Origin of the sequence: Alcaligenes sp. 13f, assembly GCF_020496585.1 — a bacterium.
Classification (GTDB): Bacteria; Pseudomonadota; Gammaproteobacteria; order Burkholderiales; family Burkholderiaceae_B; genus Alcaligenes; species Alcaligenes phenolicus.
This window is the reverse complement of the sequence record NZ_JAHKKC010000011.1, coordinates 35273-56618: the sequence shown is the minus strand read 5'-3', so window position 1 is coordinate 56618 and position 21346 is coordinate 35273. Positions and strand designations below refer to the sequence as shown.

Below are 21346 nucleotides of genomic sequence, written 5' to 3'. Positions count from 1 at the left end.
AAGCAAGTACACGCTGGCCCCTCTTGGCAGTGCACCATGCAGTTGAAGGTCACTTACACAGTCTCCAAACGGAGAGCGACGACGCCTGGCGCTGGCAATCCGGCCAGTCCTGATCTCTGCCAATCCTGCCATCGCCGTTGGCGATGGCACGTTGACAGATGATTGATTTGCAAGGAAGAAAACGGGTCCTAGAATGAAGGCGTCAATCTAAAAACCACCTTCAGAGACAGATTCCTATGAAAACCTACCGCATCGGCCAGATCGTTCCCAGCTCCAACACCACTATGGAAACCGAGATTCCTGCCATGTTGCAGGCTCGTTACGCCGAGTTTCCTGAAGAGCGCTTCACCTTCCACTCCTCGCGCATGCGCATGATGCACGTGAACCCTGAAGAGCTGAAAGCCATGGATATCGCCAGCGACCGCTGCGCGGTTGAACTGAGCGACGCCCGCATGAGCGTGATGGCCTACGCTTGCCTGGTTGCCATCATGGCCCAAGGCGACGGCTACCACCGCGTCTCGCAAGCCCGTCTGCAAAACACCGTTAAAGAAAACGGCGTGGAAATTCCTGTGCTGAGCTCGGCCGGTGCCCTGGTCGATACGCTGAAAGAATTCGGCTACAAGAAAGTCTCCATCATCACCCCTTACATGAAACCGCTGACCAAGCGCGTGGCTGACTACATCGAAGCTGAAGGCATCGAAGTTCAAGACTCCATCAGCCTGGAAGTGTCGGACAACCTGGAAGTGGGCCTGCTGAACCCGGAAAACCTGCTGGAGCACGTCAAACGCCTGAACCACGACGGCGTGGACGCGGTCATCCTGTCCGCTTGCGTACAGATGCCTTCCCTGCCCGCCATCCAGCGCGCTCAAGACCAAATCGGCAAGCCCGTTCTGTCCGCTGCTGTTTGCACCGTGTACCAAATGCTCAAGACCCTGGGTCTGGAAACCCGCGTACCTAACGCTGGCCACATCCTGTCGGGCGCCAAGCCACAAGCCTGATCAAACAGGCTTAGCTGTACAAAGCCCTGCCGACATACAGTCGGTGGGGCTTTTTTTATGTTTAGACCTCATCAAAGCCTGCCGTAAAAACCACAGTTGTGCCGACTCATAAACAAATGCCAAGCCAAGAACAGTCATTCATCCTCGATACAGGCTGATGCCGCCCTCTGCTACTACATCCATATGGGCATATGGCGTAGGACGATGATTCTCTACGCTGCCACAGTCACCCCAAGTGCAGATCAGCAAAAAAAAGCGATATGATGCCTGCATGAAACTGGACCTGCTGACCCTCAAACTGTTTGTCCGCATACTGGAAGAAGGCACGATCAGCCAAGCGGCGGAGCGTGAGCATATTGCTGCCGCCGCGGTCAGCCGCCGGATTGCAGATCTGGAACAGTCTCTGAACACCACCTTGCTACTGCGCACGAACAAAGGTGTCAGCCCGACTGCAGCGGGCCTGGAACTGCTGTACCGCTCACGTGCATTGCTCAATAGCGCGCAAGAGATCGAAACGCGCCTCCAGGCGTTCTCGCAAGGCCAGCAAGGCCTGGTGCATATTCTGGCCAACACATCGGCTATTTCTCAGTTTCTGGCCGAGCCATTGGGCGAGTTTGGACGTCTGCACCCGGCTATTCCCCTGCAACTGGAAGAACAAACCAGCCTGGACATTATTCGGGCCCTGGCAGAAGGTAAAGCCGATCTGGGAGTATTTACCCGTCTGCCCTACGCGGCCGACATCGAGGCCTATCCTTTTCGCAGTGACAAGCTGGTCGTGCTGGTGCCTCTCAATCACCCCTTGGCTCAGCATGAAAAAATCCGCTTCGAGCAAACGCTGGAGCATGAGCAGATCACGCTGCTAACGGGCACGCAGCTGCATTACCAGATCACCAAAATCGCCATGGAAGCCAACCGCTCCGTGCGCATCCGCACCGAGGTATCAGGCTACGACGCCATGTGTTTGTTGATTAATGCAGGCATGGGTATTGGCATCTTGCCGCGCAAGAGCGCCAGTATTTATAAGATCCCGAATACGCGTGTGATTGAGCTGGACGAAGAGTGGAGCCAGCGAGAAATTCTGATCGGTGTACGCCGCCGCAGTGACCTGCAACCGAGCGCAGAAAGCTTGCTAAGCTTCCTGCTCGAGAGCGGCGCTTAAGAAGGCCGACCTTAGCCGGTGCTACGGCCAAGGTCATATCGTCTAATAAGCAGGCCCGGCCTTTACAACATAACTGAGACAGAGCAGCTATCCGCAAGACACCTGGCGATCTAACAAGCTTTAGTAAGCTGCGCCGGGCGGAGCAACTGGCACCTCGACCTCGTCCTTGAATTGGCCCAACAAAGCCGTTGCCGCCTGTCGCAACAACACTGCATCCACCCCTACGGCCACAAACAAGGCGCCCAAAGACAAATAGTGATGCGCTGCCTCGACATTCGACTGCAGGATTCCGGGGGCCTTACCCGCCTTGCTGATACGCACAATCGCGTCCTCAATTGCTGACAGGACATCCGGGTGCCCCGGCTCGGTTAAATACCCCATGCTGGCCGCTAAATCCGCCGGTCCGATGAAAACACCGTCCACGCCCTCTACCGCCAGAATCTCGTCCAGATTATCCAGTGCCTCGCGAGTTTCCACCTGACAAATCACACACATTTCCTGATTGGCCCGCGCCACATAGTCGGTAGTCGCTCCCCAGCGAGCAGCACGTGCCAAGGCTGCACCCACCCCTCGAATGCCATGAGGCGGATAACGTGTCGCAGCAACAGCCGCTTTGGCCTGTTCAGCGTTTTGCACCATGGGAATCAACAGATTCTGAGCCCCCATATCCAGCAGCAGCTTGATCTGCACGGGGTCATTCCAGCTGGGACGCACAATCGGCGCGATGGGATGAGCCGAGACGGCCTGCAACTGCGCCAGCAAGGTCTGTATCGTATTGGGGGCATGCTCGCCATCCAGCAAAATCCAGTCGTAGCCCAGGCCAGCACAGAGGTCCGCTACATAAGGGCTGGCCAAGCCATGCCACAAACCAATCTGGGACTTGCCCTGCCGCAAAGCCTGCTTGAACGCATTTACCGGGTGCTTCATGTCCTCTCCTTGTCACGTGCTTAGGCGTCAAGCAAGCAGTGTAAAGCGCACAAGACGGAAGTGAGCATGAGTGCTGACTATTTTGAACAAGCGCATCATCATGCATCGCCCTCAGGCACGAACAGGCAAAAGAAACGGCCCACTGCATGGGCCGTATGTCTTATTGCATTGGCTAACGAGCTTACAAGGCCTGGCCGACCTCTTTCACCAACTCCCCAAAGCGGGGCGTAGTGCGATCTCGCGGGCGCGGCAGATCTACCTCTATCCGGGCGCTGACACCGGCCGGGCTGCCTCCCAGAACGATAATGGTATCGGCCAAAAAGACAGCCTCATCAATATCGTGCGTCACGAACAGAACCGCTGCCGAACTGCGCTGCCACACCTGAACCAGCTCGTCCTGCAAGGCCTGACGAGTCAGAGCATCCACCGCAGAAAAAGGCTCATCCATTAATAGCAAATCGGGTTGCACAGCCAAGGCACGGGCAATGCCAATACGCTGCACCTGACCACCCGACAATTGATGCGGCCAGCGGTCTTTCAGATGCGCCAAACCCACCTGATTCAAGGCGGCATCCACACGCTGATCGCGCTCTTCACGCGACAGGCCCAACCCTTCCAGACCATAAGCCACGTTGGCAGCAATACGTCGCCACGGCAAGAGGCGGCTGTCCTGAAACACGAAGGCGTTGGCACGACGGCCAGGACTATCTTGCAGATTGGATCGCAGATGTCCGAAGCTGGGCTGGCTCAAACCGGCTGCCGCACGCAACAAGGTGCTCTTGCCTACACCCGAACCACCTACAATCGCCACAAAATGCCCTGCCTGAACTTCCAGATTCACATCGCGGATCACAGGTGCAGGCGCACCGGGGTACTGAAAACCAAACCCCTGGAACTGAATCAAGGCTGCCACTGAAGTACCCATTTGTTGAAAGCCAGAAAAAGCATGTCGCACAAGGTGTAGACCACCGAGATGATCAACATATAGACCACCACCGCATCGTAAGCACCCACACCCGCAGCGGCATTCATTTCCTGACCCATACCAGGCACGCCCAGCAACTCGGCCGCAATCAACGTCATCCAGGCTTGACCAATACCAGCACGCACACCACTCAACAAGCCGGGGCTGATCGCTGGCAGAACCACCGTCCAGGCGCGAGAAAAATAAGAATTATGCCCAAAAGCCGCAGCCAATTCGTAATAGCGGGGATCGACCGAACGCACCGCACTGTAAGTGGCAAAGTAATTCAGCCAGAACACACCGATTGCAATCACAAAGGCTGCACCAGTGTGGCTGACCTTGAACCAGGCAATGGCAAACACCACCCACGCCAAGGGCGGGATAGGACGCAGCAAGCGAACCAAGTAAGCTTGCAGTAAATCAAAGCGATGGATCGTTGCCGCCGCCAGACCAAAAGCAATACCCAGGAAAGTGCCGATGCCCAAGCCCCAGAAATAATGCACCAGGCTGGACTGAGCAGCCGGCCAAAGACGACCGGCTTCAATCTCCTGGAACAAAGCCGAGGGCAAGCTCAATGGATCAGGCAGCGTACCGCGCGGAGCCCAGCCATAGACATAAGCCAGACGCCACACCAGGATAAACAAGGCCAGACCGGCTACGCCGTAAACAATCCGCTCCAGACCGCGACGCCACAAGGCATCAACCAGGGCACCCGCAGTTGCGGGTGCTGCGGCGGGCAAACTTGCTTGTTTCGCAACGCTCATTACGGTGCTGCCTTTTCATAAAAGCGAACGTCAAACAGGCTTTGAACATCATCCAGCTTGGTCGCCAGCGTGCCTAAAGAAACCTGGAAATCCTGCAGCTGAACCGTGCCATCAATAATCTTGTGAGGGTCAGGCTGGAACTGATCACGCGAGCGCTCGATAGCGGCTTGCACAATCTCTTTAGGCAAGCGACCACCGCCTACATACTTCTGCACATAAGGTGTTGCCTTGGCTGGCTCATCGCGCAGCATGGCAGTGGCACGCAAGTGAGCATTCACCAAGTGCTGAACCAGATCAGGATTGGATTTGATCAAGCCTTCGCGCACCAGCAGTACCGAGCCGGGCTCATTGGGGAACAACTCACCACCATGAGCCACAATCTTGGCATCGGGCTGGCGCTGCAGAATTTGGCTAACCGTCGGTTCCAGAATGGCGGCGGCATCAACAGCGTGATTGCTCAAGGCCTGTTGAATCTGGGCCTCGCCCTGGTAGATCACCTCGACCACATTCGGATCAACTTTCAACATATTGCGCAGCCAGTACTGCAAGGCAGCTTCAGGCACAGCACCTTTGGGGTAGCTGGCAACCTTGGGCTTGTGACCCTTCTCTTGGGTGAACTTGGCGACAGCCGCTGCGAAATCAGGCTTGTCGGCATCAAGATAAGCAGCCAGATCGCCAATAGCCACCACACTGACCTGCTCCACGATGTTGGAGGCAACAACTTTGACGTCGGCCTCTTTAGCCTTGGCCACCAAAGCGGGGCCAATACCCACATAGGCAACATCCAGCTGCCCGGCGATCAAGGCCTGGGTCAGCGCTGGACCGCTTTGAAACTGAACCAGCTTGGGTTCCGCTTGTCCCTCTGGCAATAAGTCGCCAGACCCTAAGCCCACGAACAATTGAGCGGCAGGCATGATGGGCAAATAGCCGATCTCCAGCGCTTGCTCGGCAGCCTGTGCGGAGAAGGAGACGGATAGAGCAAGAAGGCCAGGGGCTAAATAACGGGAAAACATAACGATCTCGTGAAACAGGCGAAAACTGAAGCTTAAACCTGTTGGGGAGACGCATCTTTATTTGCTTATACCCAAAAACAATAACGATCTCGATTTTTAAATAAATTTCTTTGAATTACTCGCACCACGAGAGTTGCTTCAACAAAACAAGTTCGTCACAGCCCACCTGGGTTAAATACAGCGCAAACGCTTGTTATGAAGAAGCTCTATGCTTGGAAACAAGCAACCTTTCAAAAAGCGCCTCCCATTGTTGCAACACCTGTGGCAGCATATATCGGGCCCCCGCAACCCGGGCGTTCTGACGCATAGCGGTGCATAGTTCCGGATCATTTAGCAGTTGCAAGAGCCCCTGAGCAAGAGCGGCGGGGTTAGCAGGTTCACATAACAAGCCATCCTGTCCATCAGAAATAATCTCACGCGGGCCAAAATCGCAATCAAAAGACACAATAGGCAAACCGCAAGCCTGGGCTTCCAGCAAGACCAAGCCTTGGCCTTCGTAACGTGAGCTAACAGTCAATAATGTTGCGGTCTGGTAATGCTTGAAAATCTGATTGGTGAAAGGCAACCAACTAAGTGTAGAACTAATGCCTAGCTTCTCAGCCTGACCATGCAAAGCCTTCTGTTCAGGTCCTTCCCCAATAATGGTCAAATGAGCATCTGGTCGCTCTTTGACCACCAAGGCCCAAGCCTGGAGCAGATAATCAAAGCCCTTTTGAGGGGCCAAGCGGCCTACGGCCAACACCTGGTTATCAGGCACTGCGTCACTGACTTGCTCGCAAGCAGGAGGCAGGTCTACAGGATTGGCAATCACTGCAATGCGCTGTGCAAACTCCTGGTAAAGCTTTGCTTGAGTCTGCGTCAACGAAAGGACATAGTCGGCATACCGATACAGCCGACGACAAGCAAAGCGAGTCAGATAGCCAAATGCTGCCGGATTATTGTGATCACATACAACTAATGCAGGAGCACATCGTCGCCTAAGCGGAAACTTAAGCGCCAGAATAGCCAGCAAAGCACACCAGGGTCCGTTAGCAATCAGTATGTCGGCTCCGCCCACCTCGGAATGGCGTCTAAGAGCAAAAACATCCTGCACATAATTCAGAAGACGTCTTCCACGACCAGGCTGGGAAGAATGCATCAGGCAGCTGCGTCTGATATTCGTATGCAGAGGATAAACATCGGTAATCTGACCTTCTCGTACAAGCAGCGAAACATCATGTCCGTTTGCAGCCCAGCTATTGAGCAGCAGTGCCAGCACACGTTCGACGCCTCCCTTGATGGAGTAGCTATCATAAAGTTGAACAATTTTCATGAGGCAGCAGTCTTTTGGGATGTAACCCGTGAGTGATACAACAGTAGCGCACCGATTACAAAACTGACTGTATAAGCAGTGCCAACTGCCAAAGGCCCTTGTCTCCAGGAAAGGTGCAAATCAGGCAACAGGAGTACAGCAGCCGCCCCCAGACCGGCTAGCCATTTAATCGTAACGGCGTAGTGCAGCCCAGTCCGTATAAGGATGGCATCGAGACTGAGCGCAGCAAAACCTGGAATCAAAATAAACGAACCCAGGCGGATAATGCCAATGGCGGGGTCAAAGGCAGAACCGTAAATCAAAGGAATGAAAAAGGGGGCTAACAGGCCGATACTTGCTGTCAGAAACACCCCCAACATGAGCAGTATAGGCACAAATAAAACAGAGGCCTTGCCTGTCACCGACTGACGCCGATAAACAAGAGAAGGTGCCAGCGCAGCAATAGCGACTGGACCAAAGAACCATCCACTATCGAGAAGGCCAAAGGCAGCTGTGTACTGTCCATAGAGAACAGCGGTCAGACGGGTTTCCAGCACAATCCGATCCAGACGCTGGATCAGAATAAGAGCCAACACGCCAATCCACACAACAAGTCCTTTACTGAACAAGTAGATCATGCGTTCCCGACATGGCTGCCAACTCCACGGTGGTCCGTCATCTCGAATCGTATAGACAAACCATGCAGCAACCGCAAAATACTCAACACAGTAGATCAGGGCAAACCAAGTGACAGAAACATCCAGGAAATATAAAACAACAATACAGATCAACTTCAGACATGATGTCACCAACCTGATAACGGTAATAACACGGGTATTCTGACCGACTTCCCTAATCAAACGCAGTGTATTAAATGGCTCAGCAACCAGCAGTGAGGCCGCCAAAATAAAAAGAAGCGGTTGGCGTGAGTCAGGTTCTGCTGCGACGGTCCAGACCACCATACTGATGCCAGCTAGCAAACCCACTAACAAGCGCAGAGCGAACACCGAGCCTAGCAAGCGTTTCCGACTGGCAGGATCGCTACTCGCGGCCAGTTGCGGTGCCACTGTTTCAGAACCAGCCATAAGACCAATGGCGGAGAACACGAACAGCAAGGCAAGTGCATACTGGAACTCACCAAAAGCATGAACACCCAGCGTACGTGCAATCAGACCAACGGATATGGCGGAGAACGCAAGCTGAAGAACTTTCTCCAACACCAGCCAGATCAGACTGGACAGCTCTCGACGAGATAGTAGCTGACGCAGACGTAAAGGCAGCACAGTCATCACGAGTCCGTGCTGCTCATGCCGACCCCAGGCCCAAGGCGCTTACGCACGGCCCTGGTCACGTAATGCATCATTAACCACGCGCTTTTCAGAGTAGATACCCCAAGCTCATTGCGATAAATATGCCATTGCCAGTGTAGATTGCGGACTTTCTTCGACGAGAGAGATTCTGCTTGTACACGATAGCGGGCCATCGGACTGGTCGTTGGCAGGCGGCGGCCTACTGAAACCCGACGCAAAGCCGACAACCAAAACAGATAGTCTTCGTGGCCGATACTCTTGAAACGGAGATCTTGTACGACTTGGCGCTTCACAATACCAGTCAAGTTGGCAATGACGTTGCCGCGCAACAACTGCTCATAGCTGACTTGCGCAGGTGGAACAACTAAATTCAGTGGGCCTTGTTCATTGAACCGCAGATAGGCCGTATAGCATAGTTCGGTACCCGTTGCTTCCATGAAGGCAAGCTGTTCCGCAAGCTTGGTCGGCACCCAAAGATCATCGCTATCGAGAAAAGCGAGATAGTCGCCTGTTACTCGCTCTAAGGCCAGATTACGGGCTTTGGAGGCTCCTTGATTAGACTGGCAGGCCAAAACCTTGATACGCGCATCGCGTTCTGCAAACCGGTTGGCAATGGCCAGCGTATCGTCAGTCGCCGCATCCACGATCACCCACAGTTCCCAATGCGGCCAGGTTTGGGCAATTGCAGACTCAATAGACTCGGCCAAGGTAGGGGCCGCGTTATAGGCCGGCATAACAATCGAAACCAGGGGAGATTCACACATGTCGGATCAATGACTCCAATTTGTTACGGTACTGCGACGAATATACGTCGTGGGCATACTGCCGGTAGTATTGATCCCACAGCGCCCTTGCCCGTGAGCCGCGAGCGGCAAGCTCGGCCTTGGAAACGTTGGCCAGCCACTCCCGAATCGCGTCGGCAGTTTCGGCCAACGCCCATCCGGTCTGCTCCGTTACGACGCGCTGACCGGGTGGCGTGCCTATTGTCGTGAGCAAGGCGCGCCCCAAGAGCAGATGTTCGTAGTATTTATTAGGGGCAGCATACCTATGGTTGGGCATACTCAAATAATAAAATCCGACCGTGCAATGCATATCAGAGAGCATGCCCAAGCCTGCTTCATGGCTAAGGGGGCCGTGTACGATTATATTGTTGTGCTCACGTGCCACTGCCTCGATGCGGGGTGACAACGGTCCATAGCCACCAAAATGTAACTCGACACCTGGATGACCCGCGCAGGCATCCAGCAAATTCTCCAGACCTCGATGCCGTTCCTCCAAGACACCAAAATAGCCAATACGAATGGGGCCAGGCTCAAGGGGGTCAAATGCCCGGGCGGTCAACTGACTGGCAGGCACATTCTCCACAACCATAATATGAGGGGCAGGAGCAAGGGAGTGCTGCTGATACCGGGATTCGTCAGCCAATAAAGTCAGATCGGCGTGCAGAGCCAAAAAACGCTCAATGCCGTTAAGAACCAGACGTGCCGGACCGGAGACTGCACGAGTATCCGCATAGTGATCATAAATATCGAAAACGAACGGTTTGCGACATAAACGGCAGAAAAGCCACCCCGCCAGAGCGCTATCAAGGTCCACCGCATGGACGACAGATATCTGACGCCTTTGACGAAAAAGCGTGCGGATGATGAAAAGATTCCAGCCTATCAACGCCCACAGATTTCGCCAACGCGCGCCTAGGGCAGCGACTTTGCGATACAAAAACATATCGCTTTCGCTGGCAGAGGCATGGGTTTGTCCACGATCCCAGCCTACAAAACTGACGCTATCCCCCTGTGCCTTCAAAGCCTGAACATATTTGTTCATGCGGGAGTCAAGCTGCGGCAGAAACGCCCTGACGAATGTAATGTGCATGGTTCTGTTTTGCCGCTGAATCAAAGTAATAAAACAAAAGAAAGAAATAAAATATGAAAAAATTCTGATACAACCACTCGGATTTAACAAAGAAAAGCAATCCGTAGCTAGTAAAGAGTGCGAGATAAACCCGGGGTAGCCAGGGTGAATACCGCGAACATTGCCATGCCCGCACGAAAAGTGCTAGCCAGAATAAGACAAACAACGTACAGCCAAGATACCCGGCCAAATAAACCAAGCGGACAAAGCCAGAGTCACTGGAGGTCAAACCCCTTTCTTCATACTGCGCGTTATTCCTGAAGTAAACTCCTTCGCCGACCAGGGACGAAGACTTCAGAAGATCCTCACCATGAAATGAAAAAGACTCCTGATCAACCTCCTGCGGTTTTCTGTTGGAAAGGCCTTGGTAGGATTGGAGCGTGATGTCCATCGAGGCAGAAGCAAGGGTACCTCGTTCCAGCGAGGTCTGAACCGGTTCTATCAGCCAGGTGATAAATTGTCGCCCATCCTCAGAGACTCTGGGCAATAGGGCCATTAGCACGCCGATAACTAGGTAAACGAGGCACATCACCAGCCGCTGTCGCAGACCATGTGCAAAATACAGGCTCGCAATTATATAAATACCCAACAAAGGCAAGGCGCTGCGACCGCTAAGCAACGCTGCCAGCAGACAAACCAGCTCTATACAGAAAAACGAATATGTTACAGAAGGACGGCGCATATTGTTGCGGCAGACAAGCATACCAAGGGCTGTGAAGGCGAAAGCCACTCCGTGAGAAGCAAAGAGAAAGCCGTTGAGACCAAGAAAGCGGAATGGATGGCCCTGGTTGTTACCACTGATGACTTGCTCAACACGGAACCCCCCCAGTTGTTCAATAACCCACCCATTAAACGACGGAATGAAAAGCTGAAACAGCATGACAAGCAACGGGAGCAGCACGGCCAGCCAAAATATCTGCATCCTCGCGCCTGAGCGAAAGCCCGAGCGTTTCAAGGTCTGCGTGCCACCGTACACCAACACACCCAGCGTCGGTATTTTGAACATATATGTCAAAAAAAGCAGCAAACCGGGATGCTCACCTCCTTGCACCAAATGCAATAACAAAATGCAGCACAGCAATAGATAAGGTATCCATGCCAAACCCAAAAACGCCTTAATAGCGTCCAGCCAATGCTGACCTTTTATTAAGCAGGGTAGCAGCATACAAGCCCCAACAATCTGGCTGGAAAAACCAGACCAAGAAAAAGGCCAAACAATGAAAGCTGTTGCCAGAGCAATCCATGCAGCGATCAAATACTGGTGTAGTCTTAGTGAGTCTTGACAGGTGTGGGAGTCAGGCGCAGTAAGTGTCATGGGGCTCCAAACTAGATCAGCTTTCGATTCAATTTAATCGCTTGACAAAACCAGGGATACGTCTGGCGACACCAATGGTGTCATAACATGTTGAGCAGCGAACTCACCATGCGTTGTGATCAGCATCGGTATATAGGAGCGCAAAATCTCTGCATGCTGCACAACGCGACCATCATCGGATAACGATCAGGTGCCTCCCCCATTGCAGCCTTTCGCGGCTGGTCAAACCTACGGGGACCTGCAATTATCTTGCGCATTGGATTTCTTGCGCCATCAAAACCACTCGCATTTTTCAGAACGCATATCACAGGCAGAGAAGGCTCTCATGCATTAACTTTTTATCAAGTGCAACTTTATCGATTCACTGAATCTGTATCACTCAGCTAGCATCCGTCATCTCTGACCAATGATTTACTCCTAACTCAAAACAAGGAGCAAAGCGACCTGCGGATCACAGTCTCATGAGTATAAGTTCTATCCATAAACAGGAAAATTAAGGATAGTAAAAAACATTTTCAACAAATTCTGAATGAGAATTATTTTGCAAATATGGTTATAGTGCCAGAACTGGGAACTTAAGAAATAGAGTTTGCCGAACCTGAGCGGCCCGGAAACCTCGGACGAACCCATCCAGTTTTCCGATGTCAAATTTGCGAACAAGCGTAAGACTACGCGCTTTCGCATCTCGCCGGACAGACCAGCAACAAGACCTGTCGCCGCAACTGCATCAGCTCAGATTGCAATAGTGCAATATCCTTTCAAGAAGCCAAGCCCCCTTCTGCACTTCCACACAGCATCTAGTGCCCCCCAACACTGAAGACACATACAACATCGCCTCTACCACCTCTTCGATAACTGTATGGCAAGGCATCAAGACAAGATCAGGAATACCCTTCAGACTAATAAGGGTCAGCGGGCACCGAAACCCGTCGCCATCGTTTTGAGGGTCAGGAAAGTAATGTACAAATCCAACATCATCGAGCAGTTCTTGATGTAATACAGGTCGTGCTGGATCTTAACGCGAGTATCTTCAGCATTAGAAACATAGCCATGCCTGACCTGTGCCCAACCTGTGATACCAGGCTTAACCACATGGCGATAGCTGTAAAAAGGGATCAACTCATCGAACTCACGCACAAAAGAGGGTTGTTCAGGTCTGGGACCAATCAGACTCATTTCTCCGCGCAGCACATTATAGAATTGCGGTAACTCATCAAGACGCAACTTGCGGATGATCCTACCCACCCGGGTAATGCGCGGATCGTCCTCACCCGCAAACTGCTCAGGAGCCTCACGATCAAAGCGCATACTACGCAGTTTATAAATCGTAAAGGGGCGATTTCCTCGTCCAATCCGCGTTTGCTTATAAATCGCTTTTCCAGGACTCTCCAGCCGAATAGCCAATGCAGTCAGCAGACAAAGCGGAACAACAATCACCGAACTAAGTAAGACCACCCCGTAATCGAACACCGCCTTAACAATTTCGTACTGCCGCGAAGGCAACAAAGACCCGATATTATTTTCCGACATGCGATCAATCTTGACCCGCCCCGTGACGGACTCAAAGACTTGGCGCGCACTGTATACCGCGATACGTTCAAGTGCACATTGAGTCAGGAAACGCTCTGCATCCGCATCTAAACAGGAAAAATCCGCCACGACCCCATCAAAACGACGCCCCTCCAGATCAAAGTCCACAATATAGCGGGCATCCAGCCCCGGCAGACCGATCAACCCATCTGCCTCCCCACCGGGAATCACCGCCAACTTAACGATGCGGTATCGACTAGTCACAATGTATTCGAAATGCAGCCATATCATGGACAACAGACCGCTACCCAATAACAGTGCGCGCGAAGCGTCAAAACGCCAGAAGAAAGTGACAATGTAAATCAGCCCATACACACTCAATACAGTAGGAGCGATAAGCCATGCGCTACGAGCACCAGGATACTGCGCCGAACTCCTGCTGATACTCAGCTTACTAATCACAAAGGCGCAACCTGTCAACACCCATGCCGTCAATTGCCCCGCGTCAGGGTTATGCAGCACACGCAGCCCCCATAAACCCAAAGCGGGTGCCACTACGGTCAACAATACCCCCAATAGCAGCGACATAGGCAGAGACAACAGCAGCATTTCATGCATGCGCTGGAACCGACGGATTTTTAACTGACTCATACGGGCTGGGAAATCCAATATTCCAGGTTGAATTCAGGGCGCATTATACGCATCTGGCGTAACAAAAATACCAGACAAACAGATCAGGCCTGCACTATATAAGAGCGTAGGCAGCACTAGGCTCTGTGAAATCCCGCCTTAGTAAATTATCCCACTTCCAAACTTGTTGTACGATGCGCTAGCGTTAGAGTTGTAACTCGCCGCATCACTGACTCAGACGTTTAACGAACCCCCATGGGACTTTACGCTTGCGCGTACAATATACCCTACCATGCAACCATATTCTTCCGCATCCGAAAGACTCATTAATTCAGGCGTTCATGCAGGCCTATTCCTTTTTTTTGCTACCATCCTGTCCACACGCAACGTATATGCAATCGGCGCAGGACTGCTATTGGCTGCCTGCCTGATCAAATGCGCTCGATCGTCGTCCAATCGTGTTGCGGCACAGCCCTACAACCGCGTTTTATACATCATTCTCTCACTCATTTTCCTGAATGGTTTAGCCATGTGGCTATACCATGATAATGCCTTACGGCAGTTGGATCTATTGAGCCGCTATGTCCTCTTGATTCCACTGCTCTATGTTCTGGGTCGAACCCATCTGCAGCCGTCCTTGGTTACTACCTCCTTTGCCGTGGGCGGCCTTTCATCGTTGTGGCTTGTCTACCAACAATTGGGGGGAGAAGCATACGATGGCCGGGTCTATGGTTACACCGGTGCCATCCAGTTCGGCAATATCGCCCTGCTACTAGGTTTGTTCTGTCTGACCGGCTTGATTTCACAATGGCGCTCTAAAAAATTTGATTGTTTAGCCGCCCTATATGGCTGCGGTGCAGCTGCGGGTTTTTTCGCCTCTCTGGCCTCCGGCAGCCGTGGCGGTTGGATTGCCGCTCCATTGGCTCTGGCTGTGATAGTGGTGGGCTACACGCCCAGACGCTACGCACTACGGTGCGTCGCCACCTGCACGATCATCGTTGGTATCTCCGGCATTCTGCTTTCCCAGAGCGCATTCATTCAACAGCGTTACGAGCTAGCCGCGCAAGACATTGCCCAATACGATGCAGGCAACACCAATACCTCTATCGGCGCACGCCTAGCGATCTGGCAAGTAAATTGGCAACTGATCAAGCAAAGCCCTCTTCTTGGCTGGTCCCAAGCTGACCATACACAGGCGCTAGAACAAGCGGTCCGAGACGAGCAAAGCCCCAATGTCGTTTTAAACTTGGCCAATTCACATAACAACTACATAGAGAGTTGGGTATATCTGGGGATCAGTGGGCTCATTCTCTTATTGTCCTTATTAATTTATTGTTTTTTCCAATTTATTAAGCATATTCGAAACGACAATCCAATTTCCCAACAGGCAGCGATTAACGGATCTATTTTGATACTTGTCTATTTCATTGCCAACTTTACCCAAAACATGATGGAAAGAAATAATACGTTATTATTTTTCCTCATTACCCTGGCGACATTCTGGAGTCTATTCAAAAACAAGGGTGACCTACCAAGCGATCAGTTAGCAAGCGGGCCACGAGACTAACTCAAAACCCTTTTTGTAACCTTACCGGCAACACGACTCATCCATCACCACTCGTGGCGAGCCGCATCGCTTATTTCCGAGGCACCCCGCCTGCTCGCTTTAATGATCGATAGATAATCAACAATCGAGTCCGCGAGGCCAGGCTATTACTTTGGCTCCTTCCAGCGCTCGACCCTAACGGTATCGCCATTCCTATCTGGATCGGCGGTCTCTCTGAACTAACCCCTGGAAAGTCACTGGTCTTACCTTGGGATAGACATATACCGCCGATTCTAACCCCACTTCCTACGCAATGCCGTTGACCCTCTTGGGACTGAACATCAATATTTCCTCTACCCCGAACTATCGAGATCACTCCATGCGCATCCTAGTAACCGGCGGCGCGGGCTTCATCGGCTCGGCTGTCATCCGCCACTTGATCCAAGACACGGACTCCACCGTACTGAATATCGATAAGCTAACTTATGCGGGTAATCTAGAGTCCGTCGCCTCGGTGGCTGAGAACCCAAGGTACCAATTTGCACAAACTGACATTTGCGATGCCGCCGCGATTCACAAATTGCTAAAGGACTTCCACCCTGACGCCATCATGCATCTGGCAGCCGAGTCCCATGTTGACCGCTCCATTGATGGTCCAGCCGAATTCATCCACACCAACATCCTCGGCACCTACACCCTGCTGGAAGCAGCACGTCATTATTGGCTGACACTTGAGCCGGATCGCCAAGCCTCATTCCGCTTCCATCACATTTCTACCGACGAAGTCTATGGGGATCTGGGCGACACCCCTAAGCTATTTCTAGAAACAACACCTTATGCACCGAGCTCACCTTATTCGGCCAGCAAAGCCAGCGCCGACCACCTAGTGCGCGCATGGCATCGCACCTATGGCTTGCCAACCCTTGTGAGCAACTGCTCCAATAACTATGGTCCCTATCATTTTCCCGAAAAGCTCATTCCCCGTATGATCCTCAACGCCCTGCATGGCAGGGCTCTACCTATATATGGTAATGGAGAACAAGTGCGAGACTGGCTGTACGTGGAAGACCACGCCCGCGCCCTTGTTGAGCTCATAAAACGAGGGCAGGCCGGCGAAACCTATAATATCGGCGGCCACAACGAGCAACGTAACATCGACGTCGTACACAGCATCTGTGCCATCCTGGAAGAACTGGCGCCTATCAAGCCAGCAGGAATTAGTTATTATTCAGACCTCATCACTTTCGTTATAGATCGGCCTGGGCACGACTATCGTTACGCCATAGATGCCGGAAAAATGACACATGAATTAGGCTGGCAACCTGTAGAAACCTTTGAGTCAGGCCTGCGCAAAACCGTACAGTGGTATTTGAACAACACACAATGGTGGGAGCATGTTCTCAACGGAGCCTACCGACTCAAGCATATGAGGAACAAGACATGAAAGGCATTGTGCTGGCAGGCGGCTCCGGCACCCGCCTACACCCAATCACCCTTAGCGTGTCCAAGCAACTGCTACCGGTCTATGACAAGCCCATGATCTACTACCCCCTGTCTGTACTCATGTTGGCTGGAATAAGGGAAATCCTCATCATCTCTACCCCTGAGGATCTACCCAACTTCCGCAAGTTGTTAGGAGACGGCTCGCGTTATGGCCTAACACTTTCTTATGCAGAACAGAGCGCTCCTGACGGACTGGCCCAGGCCTTCATCATCGGTGAAGACTTTATCAGCAACGACAACGTCAGCCTGATCCTGGGCGATAATATCTTCTATGGTTATGGTTTCAGCCAGATGCTACGGCAAGCCTGCTCTCGTCGCGTAGGAGCCACGATCTTCGGTTATCAGGTGACAGATCCAGAGCGCTTCGGCGTCGTCGAACTCAATGATGCGGGCAAAGCGATCCACATTGAAGAAAAACCGGTGCAGCCCAGATCCAGTATCGCCGTCACAGGCCTCTATTTTTATGATAATCGTGTCATCGATATAGCCCGTGGACTCACGCCATCTGCCCGAGGTGAACTCGAAATCACAGATGTGAACAACGCTTATCTGCAAACAGGCGAACTGCATGTCTGCATGTTGGGGCGGGGGTTTACTTGGTTAGATTCGGGTACCCATGAAAGCTTGATGGAGGCGGGTGCTTTTATTCGCACCATTGAACATCGTCAGGGTTTAAAAGTAGCCTGTCTGGAAGAAATCGGCTTCAACCAAGGCTGGCTCTCCCGACAAACCCTTGAGGCACAAGCCCGTGCCTTAGAAAAAACAAGCTATGGGAAATACTTGGCCCGCTTGCTCTAATAATGATATGCGCACTTACACAACTCATTTACCCGGCATCTTGATTATCGAGCCAAGCGTCTTTAGCGATGAGCGCGGCTTTTTCAAAGAAAGCTTTAATGCAGCGCGCTATCAAACGTTGGCGGGAATCGAGAGCCCCTTTGTGCAGGACAACCAGTCCTATTCCAAAGGCTCGGTTCTAAGAGGGCTACACTTTCAAAAAACCAGACCCCAAGGCAAATTAATTAGCGTTACGCGGGGTACCATTTTTGACGTCGTTGTCGATATCAACCCACAATCCCGCACTTTTGGACAATACGTAGGCGTGGAACTAAGCCAAGAAAACCACAAGCAACTCTGGATCCCCCCCGGCTATGCCCATGGTTTTTGTGTTCTCAGTGCCGAGGCTGATATCAGCTACAAATGCACTGATTATTATCAGTCCGACGATGAAGGCGGGGTGGCGTGGAACTGCCCTAGACTAGCCATTCATTGGCCGATTCAAAACCCCATTCTGTCGGCAAAAGACAAAACTCATCCAGGACTGGAACAGTTCCTACTGCCATGATGCGCATTCTGATCACAGGTGGGCAGGGGCAACTAGGACGAGCATTCACGAATAGATATGTCCCATCTCAACTAAGGGAAAGAGCTAAAGAACCCAGGGCCGTCATTCAAACCGCTTCACCCTTTCCCTCCCCCCTTTTTACCCCTCATCAAAAGCTGGAGCTCATTACTGTAAGTCAGCACGAACTCGACATCACCCAAAGTCACGCTATTGCCTACGCACTAGAGACTTATCAGCCTGATGTAGTGATCAATGCAGCAGCATATACGAAGGTTGACCGCGCAGAGTCAGAGCCGGATCAAGCATATCTCGTCAACGAGATAGCCCCGGGCCTGCTCGCCAAGGCCTGCTCTGCACACGAGGTAGGGATGGTGCATATATCGACCGACTATGTCTTTGATGGCTCATCCGCACAGCCTTACGCTGAGGACGCCCCTACCAACCCCCTTAGTGTCTATGGGCAAAGCAAGCAGGCAGGAGAGCAAGCGGTCCTGGCCGCCCTGCCCTCAGCCATCGTTCTGCGCACTAGTTGGTTATTCAGCCAATTCGGCAACAACTTTCTGAAAACCATGCTTCATCTTGGCCGAGAGCGTACCGAACTTAACATTGTTTCTGATCAGATTGGCGGCCCTAGCTACGCGCCGCATATAGTTCAAGTGTTGCTGCAGTTGGCAGAGAAGCTGAACCAATCAAAAGAAGACCTCAATCAGCAGCAAGCCCCTTCCGGCATTTACCATTTTGCGGGAGAGCCGAACACCAGTTGGTATGAGTTCGCCCAGGAAATCTTTGCTCAAGCGGTCACATTGGGTCTGCTATCCCGAGCTCCGACTCTGAATCCTATCCCCACTAACCACTATTCAACACCCGCTAGACGTCCCGCCCGTTCTGGCCTGCATCAACACCGACTAGATGCCTTACTAGGTCGAAACAACATAGAACGAGATTGGAAACAGGGGATCCAAAGCAGCCTTTTAGCCCTGAGTAAATCCCAGTAGGACATGACCCCACCCGCAAACCGCTAAAAACAGAATTCCTAGGCTATTAAATTGTGTTGTCCACCTGTCGTACCAGCATCATCACGCCTAACCAGCATCAATCCTATACGCTTAGTCAAACCTACCACAGCTTTGAGTAACGGTAGTATTGATTGTGCTAACAGAAAAACAATCCGCCTCCCTCTCGCTCTGCTAATAGTCTACAAAAACAAAAAAGCCACCCCTAAGGGTGGCTTTTTCACGGATGCTATCGACTTGAGCTTAGTGCTTGCGCACGTTGCTCAAGCGACGTGCTGCGGCTGCTTGAGCGGCCAGCATGGCCAGCTCGGCTTCCACAACAGCGATGTCGGCCTTGTCCTTGGTGTTGCGCAGGGCCTCTTCCGCATGTTTGCGGGCTTCCAGAGCCTTTGCTTCATCCAAGTCGTGTGCGCGAATCGCGGTATCCGACAATACAGTGACTTTCCCAGGCTGAACCTCGAGTATGCCGCCAGCGACAAAGATATGCTCTTCGCTGCCATCGTCCATAACGATCTTCAGCGTGCCGGGACGAATCCGCGAGATCAGTGGAGTGTGACCAGGCAAAATACCCAGCTCTCCAGCCTCGCCGGGCAGCGCCACGAACTTTGCCTCACCGGAAAAGATCGATTCTTCGGCACTGACCACGTCAACATGAAGCTTAGCCATGAGTAATCCTTATTACTGAATAGTCTTGGCTTTTTCGAAAGCCTCGTCGATCGAACCGACCATGTAGAACGCCTGTTCTGGCAGTGCATCACACTCGCCGTCGACGATCATCTTGAAGCCGCGCAGGGTTTCAGCCAGTGGAACGTACTTACCAGGCGAGCCGGTAAACACTTCTGCCACGTGGAAAGGCTGAGACAGGAAGCGCTGGATCTTACGAGCGCGGGCAACGGCCTGCTTGTCTTCTGGAGACAGCTCGTCCATACCCAGAATCGCGATAATGTCACGCAATTCCTTGTAGCGCTGCAGCGTTTGCTGAACACCGCGAGCCACTGCGTAGTGCTCTTCGCCCACAATTTGTGGATCCAGCTGACGGCTGGTGGAGTCCAGAGGGTCCACAGCGGGGTAAATACCCAGAGCAGCAATGTCACGCGACAACACAACGGTGGAGTCCAAGTGCAAGAAGGTCGTAGCAGGCGATGGGTCAGTCAAGTCATCGGCTGGAACGTAAACGGCCTGGATGGACGTAATCGAACCGGTCTTGGTGGAGGTAATGCGCTCTTGCAGCTTACCCATTTCCTCGGCCAGCGTAGGCTGGTAACCCACTGCGGAAGGCATACGACCCAGCAAAGCGGACACTTCGGTACCGGCCAGCGTGTAGCGGTAGATGTTGTCCACAAAGAACAGGATGTCACGGCCTTCGTCACGGAACTTCTCGGCCATGGTCAGGCCGGACAGTGCCACACGCAGACGGTTGCCTGGAGGTTCGTTCATCTGACCGAACACCATGGCCACTTTGGACTCGCTCAGGTTGTCCATCTGGATAACGCCAGCATCGGCCATTTCGTGGTAGAAGTCGTTACCTTCACGGGTACGCTCACCCACACCGGCAAACACGGACAGACCGCTGTGTGCCTTGGCGATGTTGTTGATCAGCTCCAGCATGTTCACGGTCTTGCCCACACCGGCACCACCGAACAGACCAACCTTACCACCCTTGGCGAACGGGCAAACCAGGTCAATCACTTTAATACCGGTTTCCAGCAGCTCTACGGAAGGCGACAGTTCGTCGAAAGTAGGAGCAGCCTGGTGAATGGCGCGACGCTCGTCGGACTGGATAGGACCGACTTCGTCAATGGGGCGACCCAGAACGTCCATAATGCGACCCAGGGTGCCAACACCCACAGGTACGGAGATGGGAGCGCCCGAACCGGCCACTTCCATACCGCGGCGCAGGCCGTCGCTGGAACCCATGGCGATGGTGCGAACTACACCGTCACCCAATTGTTGCTGTACTTCAAAAGTCAGGCCTTTTTCTGCGAAAGCCGAACTTTCGTCAACGAGCGTCAATGCTTCGTAGACTTTAGGGATGCTGTCGCGGGGGAACTGAATATCCACCACGGCGCCGATGCACTGAACGATGGTACCGTTGCTCATGTTGAGTCCTTGCAATATAACTTTGAT

Annotated in this window: 19 protein-coding genes; 7 read left to right on the top strand and 12 right to left on the bottom strand. The window is 52.6% G+C overall.

Annotation, left to right across the window (positions count from 1 at the left end):
* Positions 1 to 236: 236 nt before the first annotated feature.
* Positions 237 to 998 (top strand): aspartate/glutamate racemase family protein, encoded by a 762-nt coding sequence (locus KOE80_RS11165; RefSeq protein WP_042486802.1) that lies wholly within the window; start codon positions 237 to 239, stop codon positions 996 to 998.
* A 271-nt stretch (positions 999 to 1269) separates the two neighbouring features.
* Positions 1270 to 2157, top strand: a complete 888-nt coding sequence (locus KOE80_RS11160; protein WP_199265064.1) for a LysR substrate-binding domain-containing protein — start codon at positions 1270 to 1272, stop codon at positions 2155 to 2157.
* 120 nt (positions 2158 to 2277) lie between these two features.
* Here the strand turns inward: KOE80_RS11160 and hpaI are convergent, their stop codons facing one another.
* The 10 genes from hpaI to KOE80_RS11110 all read right to left on the bottom strand — a co-directional run bounded on the left by hpaI (position 2278) and on the right by KOE80_RS11110 (position 13833).
* Positions 2278 to 3084, bottom strand: coding sequence for a 4-hydroxy-2-oxoheptanedioate aldolase (hpaI, locus tag KOE80_RS11155; protein WP_226349159.1), 807 nt, complete (start codon positions 3082 to 3084; stop codon positions 2278 to 2280).
* A 181-nt stretch (positions 3085 to 3265) separates the two neighbouring features.
* A complete protein-coding gene (locus KOE80_RS11150) occupies positions 3266 to 4009 on the bottom strand; it encodes an ABC transporter ATP-binding protein (protein WP_223253990.1) in 744 nt (247 codons plus the stop codon).
* A complete protein-coding gene (locus KOE80_RS11145; protein ID WP_226349158.1) occupies positions 3985 to 4812 on the bottom strand; it encodes an ABC transporter permease in 828 nt (275 codons plus the stop codon). The genes KOE80_RS11150 and KOE80_RS11145 overlap by 25 nt, the downstream gene beginning before the upstream one ends.
* Positions 4812 to 5825, bottom strand: a complete 1014-nt coding sequence (locus KOE80_RS11140) for an ABC transporter substrate-binding protein (RefSeq protein ID WP_042486807.1) — start codon at positions 5823 to 5825, stop codon at positions 4812 to 4814. The genes KOE80_RS11145 and KOE80_RS11140 overlap by 1 nt, the downstream gene beginning before the upstream one ends.
* A 193-nt stretch (positions 5826 to 6018) precedes the next feature.
* Entirely contained in the window at positions 6019 to 7137 is a 1119-nt protein-coding gene (locus KOE80_RS11135; protein WP_226349157.1) for a glycosyltransferase family 4 protein, read from the bottom strand.
* On the bottom strand, positions 7134 to 8405 hold the full coding sequence (locus tag KOE80_RS11130; protein WP_226349156.1) for an oligosaccharide flippase family protein: 1272 nt from the start codon (positions 8403 to 8405) through the stop codon (positions 7134 to 7136). Before KOE80_RS11130 ends, KOE80_RS11135 begins: the two co-directional genes overlap by 4 nt.
* Positions 8405 to 9160, bottom strand: a complete 756-nt coding sequence (locus tag KOE80_RS11125) for a glycosyltransferase family 2 protein (protein WP_226349191.1) — start codon at positions 9158 to 9160, stop codon at positions 8405 to 8407. The genes KOE80_RS11130 and KOE80_RS11125 overlap by 1 nt, the downstream gene beginning before the upstream one ends.
* 22 nt (positions 9161 to 9182) lie before the next feature.
* A complete protein-coding gene (locus KOE80_RS11120) occupies positions 9183 to 10250 on the bottom strand; it encodes a glycosyltransferase (protein WP_226349155.1) in 1068 nt (355 codons plus the stop codon).
* Between the two features lie 7 nt (positions 10251 to 10257).
* Entirely contained in the window at positions 10258 to 11652 is a 1395-nt protein-coding gene (locus tag KOE80_RS11115; RefSeq protein ID WP_226349154.1) for a hypothetical protein, read from the bottom strand.
* Between the two features lie 909 nt (positions 11653 to 12561).
* Positions 12562 to 13833 carry an exopolysaccharide biosynthesis polyprenyl glycosylphosphotransferase gene (locus KOE80_RS11110; RefSeq protein ID WP_226349153.1) on the bottom strand — a complete coding sequence of 424 codons (1272 nt, stop codon included), beginning with the start codon at positions 13831 to 13833 and terminating at the stop codon, positions 12562 to 12564.
* A gap of 271 nt (positions 13834 to 14104) precedes the next feature.
* Here KOE80_RS11110 and KOE80_RS11105 point away from each other — a divergent pair, with 271 nt between their 5' ends.
* The 5 genes from KOE80_RS11105 to rfbD all read left to right on the top strand — a co-directional run bounded on the left by KOE80_RS11105 (position 14105) and on the right by rfbD (position 19201).
* Positions 14105 to 15379, top strand: a complete 1275-nt coding sequence (locus tag KOE80_RS11105) for an O-antigen ligase family protein (protein WP_226349152.1) — start codon at positions 14105 to 14107, stop codon at positions 15377 to 15379.
* 358 nt (positions 15380 to 15737) lie between these two features.
* Positions 15738 to 16802, top strand: coding sequence for a dTDP-glucose 4,6-dehydratase (gene rfbB, locus KOE80_RS11100; RefSeq protein ID WP_226349151.1), 1065 nt, complete (start codon positions 15738 to 15740; stop codon positions 16800 to 16802).
* The gene (rfbA, locus tag KOE80_RS11095) at positions 16799 to 17659 is read left to right on the top strand and encodes a glucose-1-phosphate thymidylyltransferase RfbA (protein ID WP_226349150.1); all 861 of its coding nucleotides are present in this window, start codon (positions 16799 to 16801) and stop codon (positions 17657 to 17659) included. Before rfbB ends, rfbA begins: the two co-directional genes overlap by 4 nt.
* Before the next feature lie 7 nt (positions 17660 to 17666).
* On the top strand, positions 17667 to 18206 hold the full coding sequence (rfbC, locus tag KOE80_RS11090) for a dTDP-4-dehydrorhamnose 3,5-epimerase (protein WP_226349149.1): 540 nt from the start codon (positions 17667 to 17669) through the stop codon (positions 18204 to 18206).
* Entirely contained in the window at positions 18203 to 19201 is a 999-nt protein-coding gene (gene rfbD / locus KOE80_RS11085) for a dTDP-4-dehydrorhamnose reductase (RefSeq protein WP_226349148.1), read from the top strand. Before rfbC ends, rfbD begins: the two co-directional genes overlap by 4 nt.
* A 261-nt stretch (positions 19202 to 19462) precedes the next feature.
* Here the strand turns inward: rfbD and KOE80_RS11080 are convergent, their stop codons facing one another.
* Positions 19463 to 19885 carry a F0F1 ATP synthase subunit epsilon gene (locus KOE80_RS11080; RefSeq protein WP_045929555.1) on the bottom strand — a complete coding sequence of 141 codons (423 nt, stop codon included), beginning with the start codon at positions 19883 to 19885 and terminating at the stop codon, positions 19463 to 19465.
* Positions 19886 to 19897: 12 nt separating this feature from the next.
* Entirely contained in the window at positions 19898 to 21319 is a 1422-nt protein-coding gene (atpD, locus tag KOE80_RS11075; protein ID WP_035270229.1) for a F0F1 ATP synthase subunit beta, read from the bottom strand.
* Positions 21320 to 21346 lie beyond the last annotated feature (27 nt).

Coding starts and splice junctions, on each gene's coding strand:
- KOE80_RS11165 (WP_042486802.1), top strand. CDS start 237: ATGAAAACCTACCGCATCGGCCAGATCGTTCCCAGCTCCAACACCACT.
- KOE80_RS11160 (WP_199265064.1), top strand. CDS start 1,270: ATGAAACTGGACCTGCTGACCCTCAAACTGTTTGTCCGCATACTGGAA.
- hpaI (WP_226349159.1), bottom strand. CDS start 3,084: ATGAAGCACCCGGTAAATGCGTTCAAGCAGGCTTTGCGGCAGGGCAAG.
- KOE80_RS11150 (WP_223253990.1), bottom strand. CDS start 4,009: ATGGGTACTTCAGTGGCAGCCTTGATTCAGTTCCAGGGGTTTGGTTTT.
- KOE80_RS11145 (WP_226349158.1), bottom strand. CDS start 4,812: ATGAGCGTTGCGAAACAAGCAAGTTTGCCCGCCGCAGCACCCGCAACT.
- KOE80_RS11140 (WP_042486807.1), bottom strand. CDS start 5,825: ATGTTTTCCCGTTATTTAGCCCCTGGCCTTCTTGCTCTATCCGTCTCC.
- KOE80_RS11135 (WP_226349157.1), bottom strand. CDS start 7,137: ATGAAAATTGTTCAACTTTATGATAGCTACTCCATCAAGGGAGGCGTC.
- KOE80_RS11130 (WP_226349156.1), bottom strand. CDS start 8,405: ATGACTGTGCTGCCTTTACGTCTGCGTCAGCTACTATCTCGTCGAGAG.
- KOE80_RS11125 (WP_226349191.1), bottom strand. CDS start 9,160: ATGCCGGCCTATAACGCGGCCCCTACCTTGGCCGAGTCTATTGAGTCT.
- KOE80_RS11120 (WP_226349155.1), bottom strand. CDS start 10,250: ATGAACAAATATGTTCAGGCTTTGAAGGCACAGGGGGATAGCGTCAGT.
- KOE80_RS11115 (WP_226349154.1), bottom strand. CDS start 11,652: ATGACACTTACTGCGCCTGACTCCCACACCTGTCAAGACTCACTAAGA.
- KOE80_RS11110 (WP_226349153.1), bottom strand. CDS start 13,833: ATGAGTCAGTTAAAAATCCGTCGGTTCCAGCGCATGCATGAAATGCTG.
- KOE80_RS11105 (WP_226349152.1), top strand. CDS start 14,105: ATGCAACCATATTCTTCCGCATCCGAAAGACTCATTAATTCAGGCGTT.
- rfbB (WP_226349151.1), top strand. CDS start 15,738: ATGCGCATCCTAGTAACCGGCGGCGCGGGCTTCATCGGCTCGGCTGTC.
- rfbA (WP_226349150.1), top strand. CDS start 16,799: ATGAAAGGCATTGTGCTGGCAGGCGGCTCCGGCACCCGCCTACACCCA.
- rfbC (WP_226349149.1), top strand. CDS start 17,667: ATGCGCACTTACACAACTCATTTACCCGGCATCTTGATTATCGAGCCA.
- rfbD (WP_226349148.1), top strand. CDS start 18,203: ATGATGCGCATTCTGATCACAGGTGGGCAGGGGCAACTAGGACGAGCA.
- KOE80_RS11080 (WP_045929555.1), bottom strand. CDS start 19,885: ATGGCTAAGCTTCATGTTGACGTGGTCAGTGCCGAAGAATCGATCTTT.
- atpD (WP_035270229.1), bottom strand. CDS start 21,319: ATGAGCAACGGTACCATCGTTCAGTGCATCGGCGCCGTGGTGGATATT.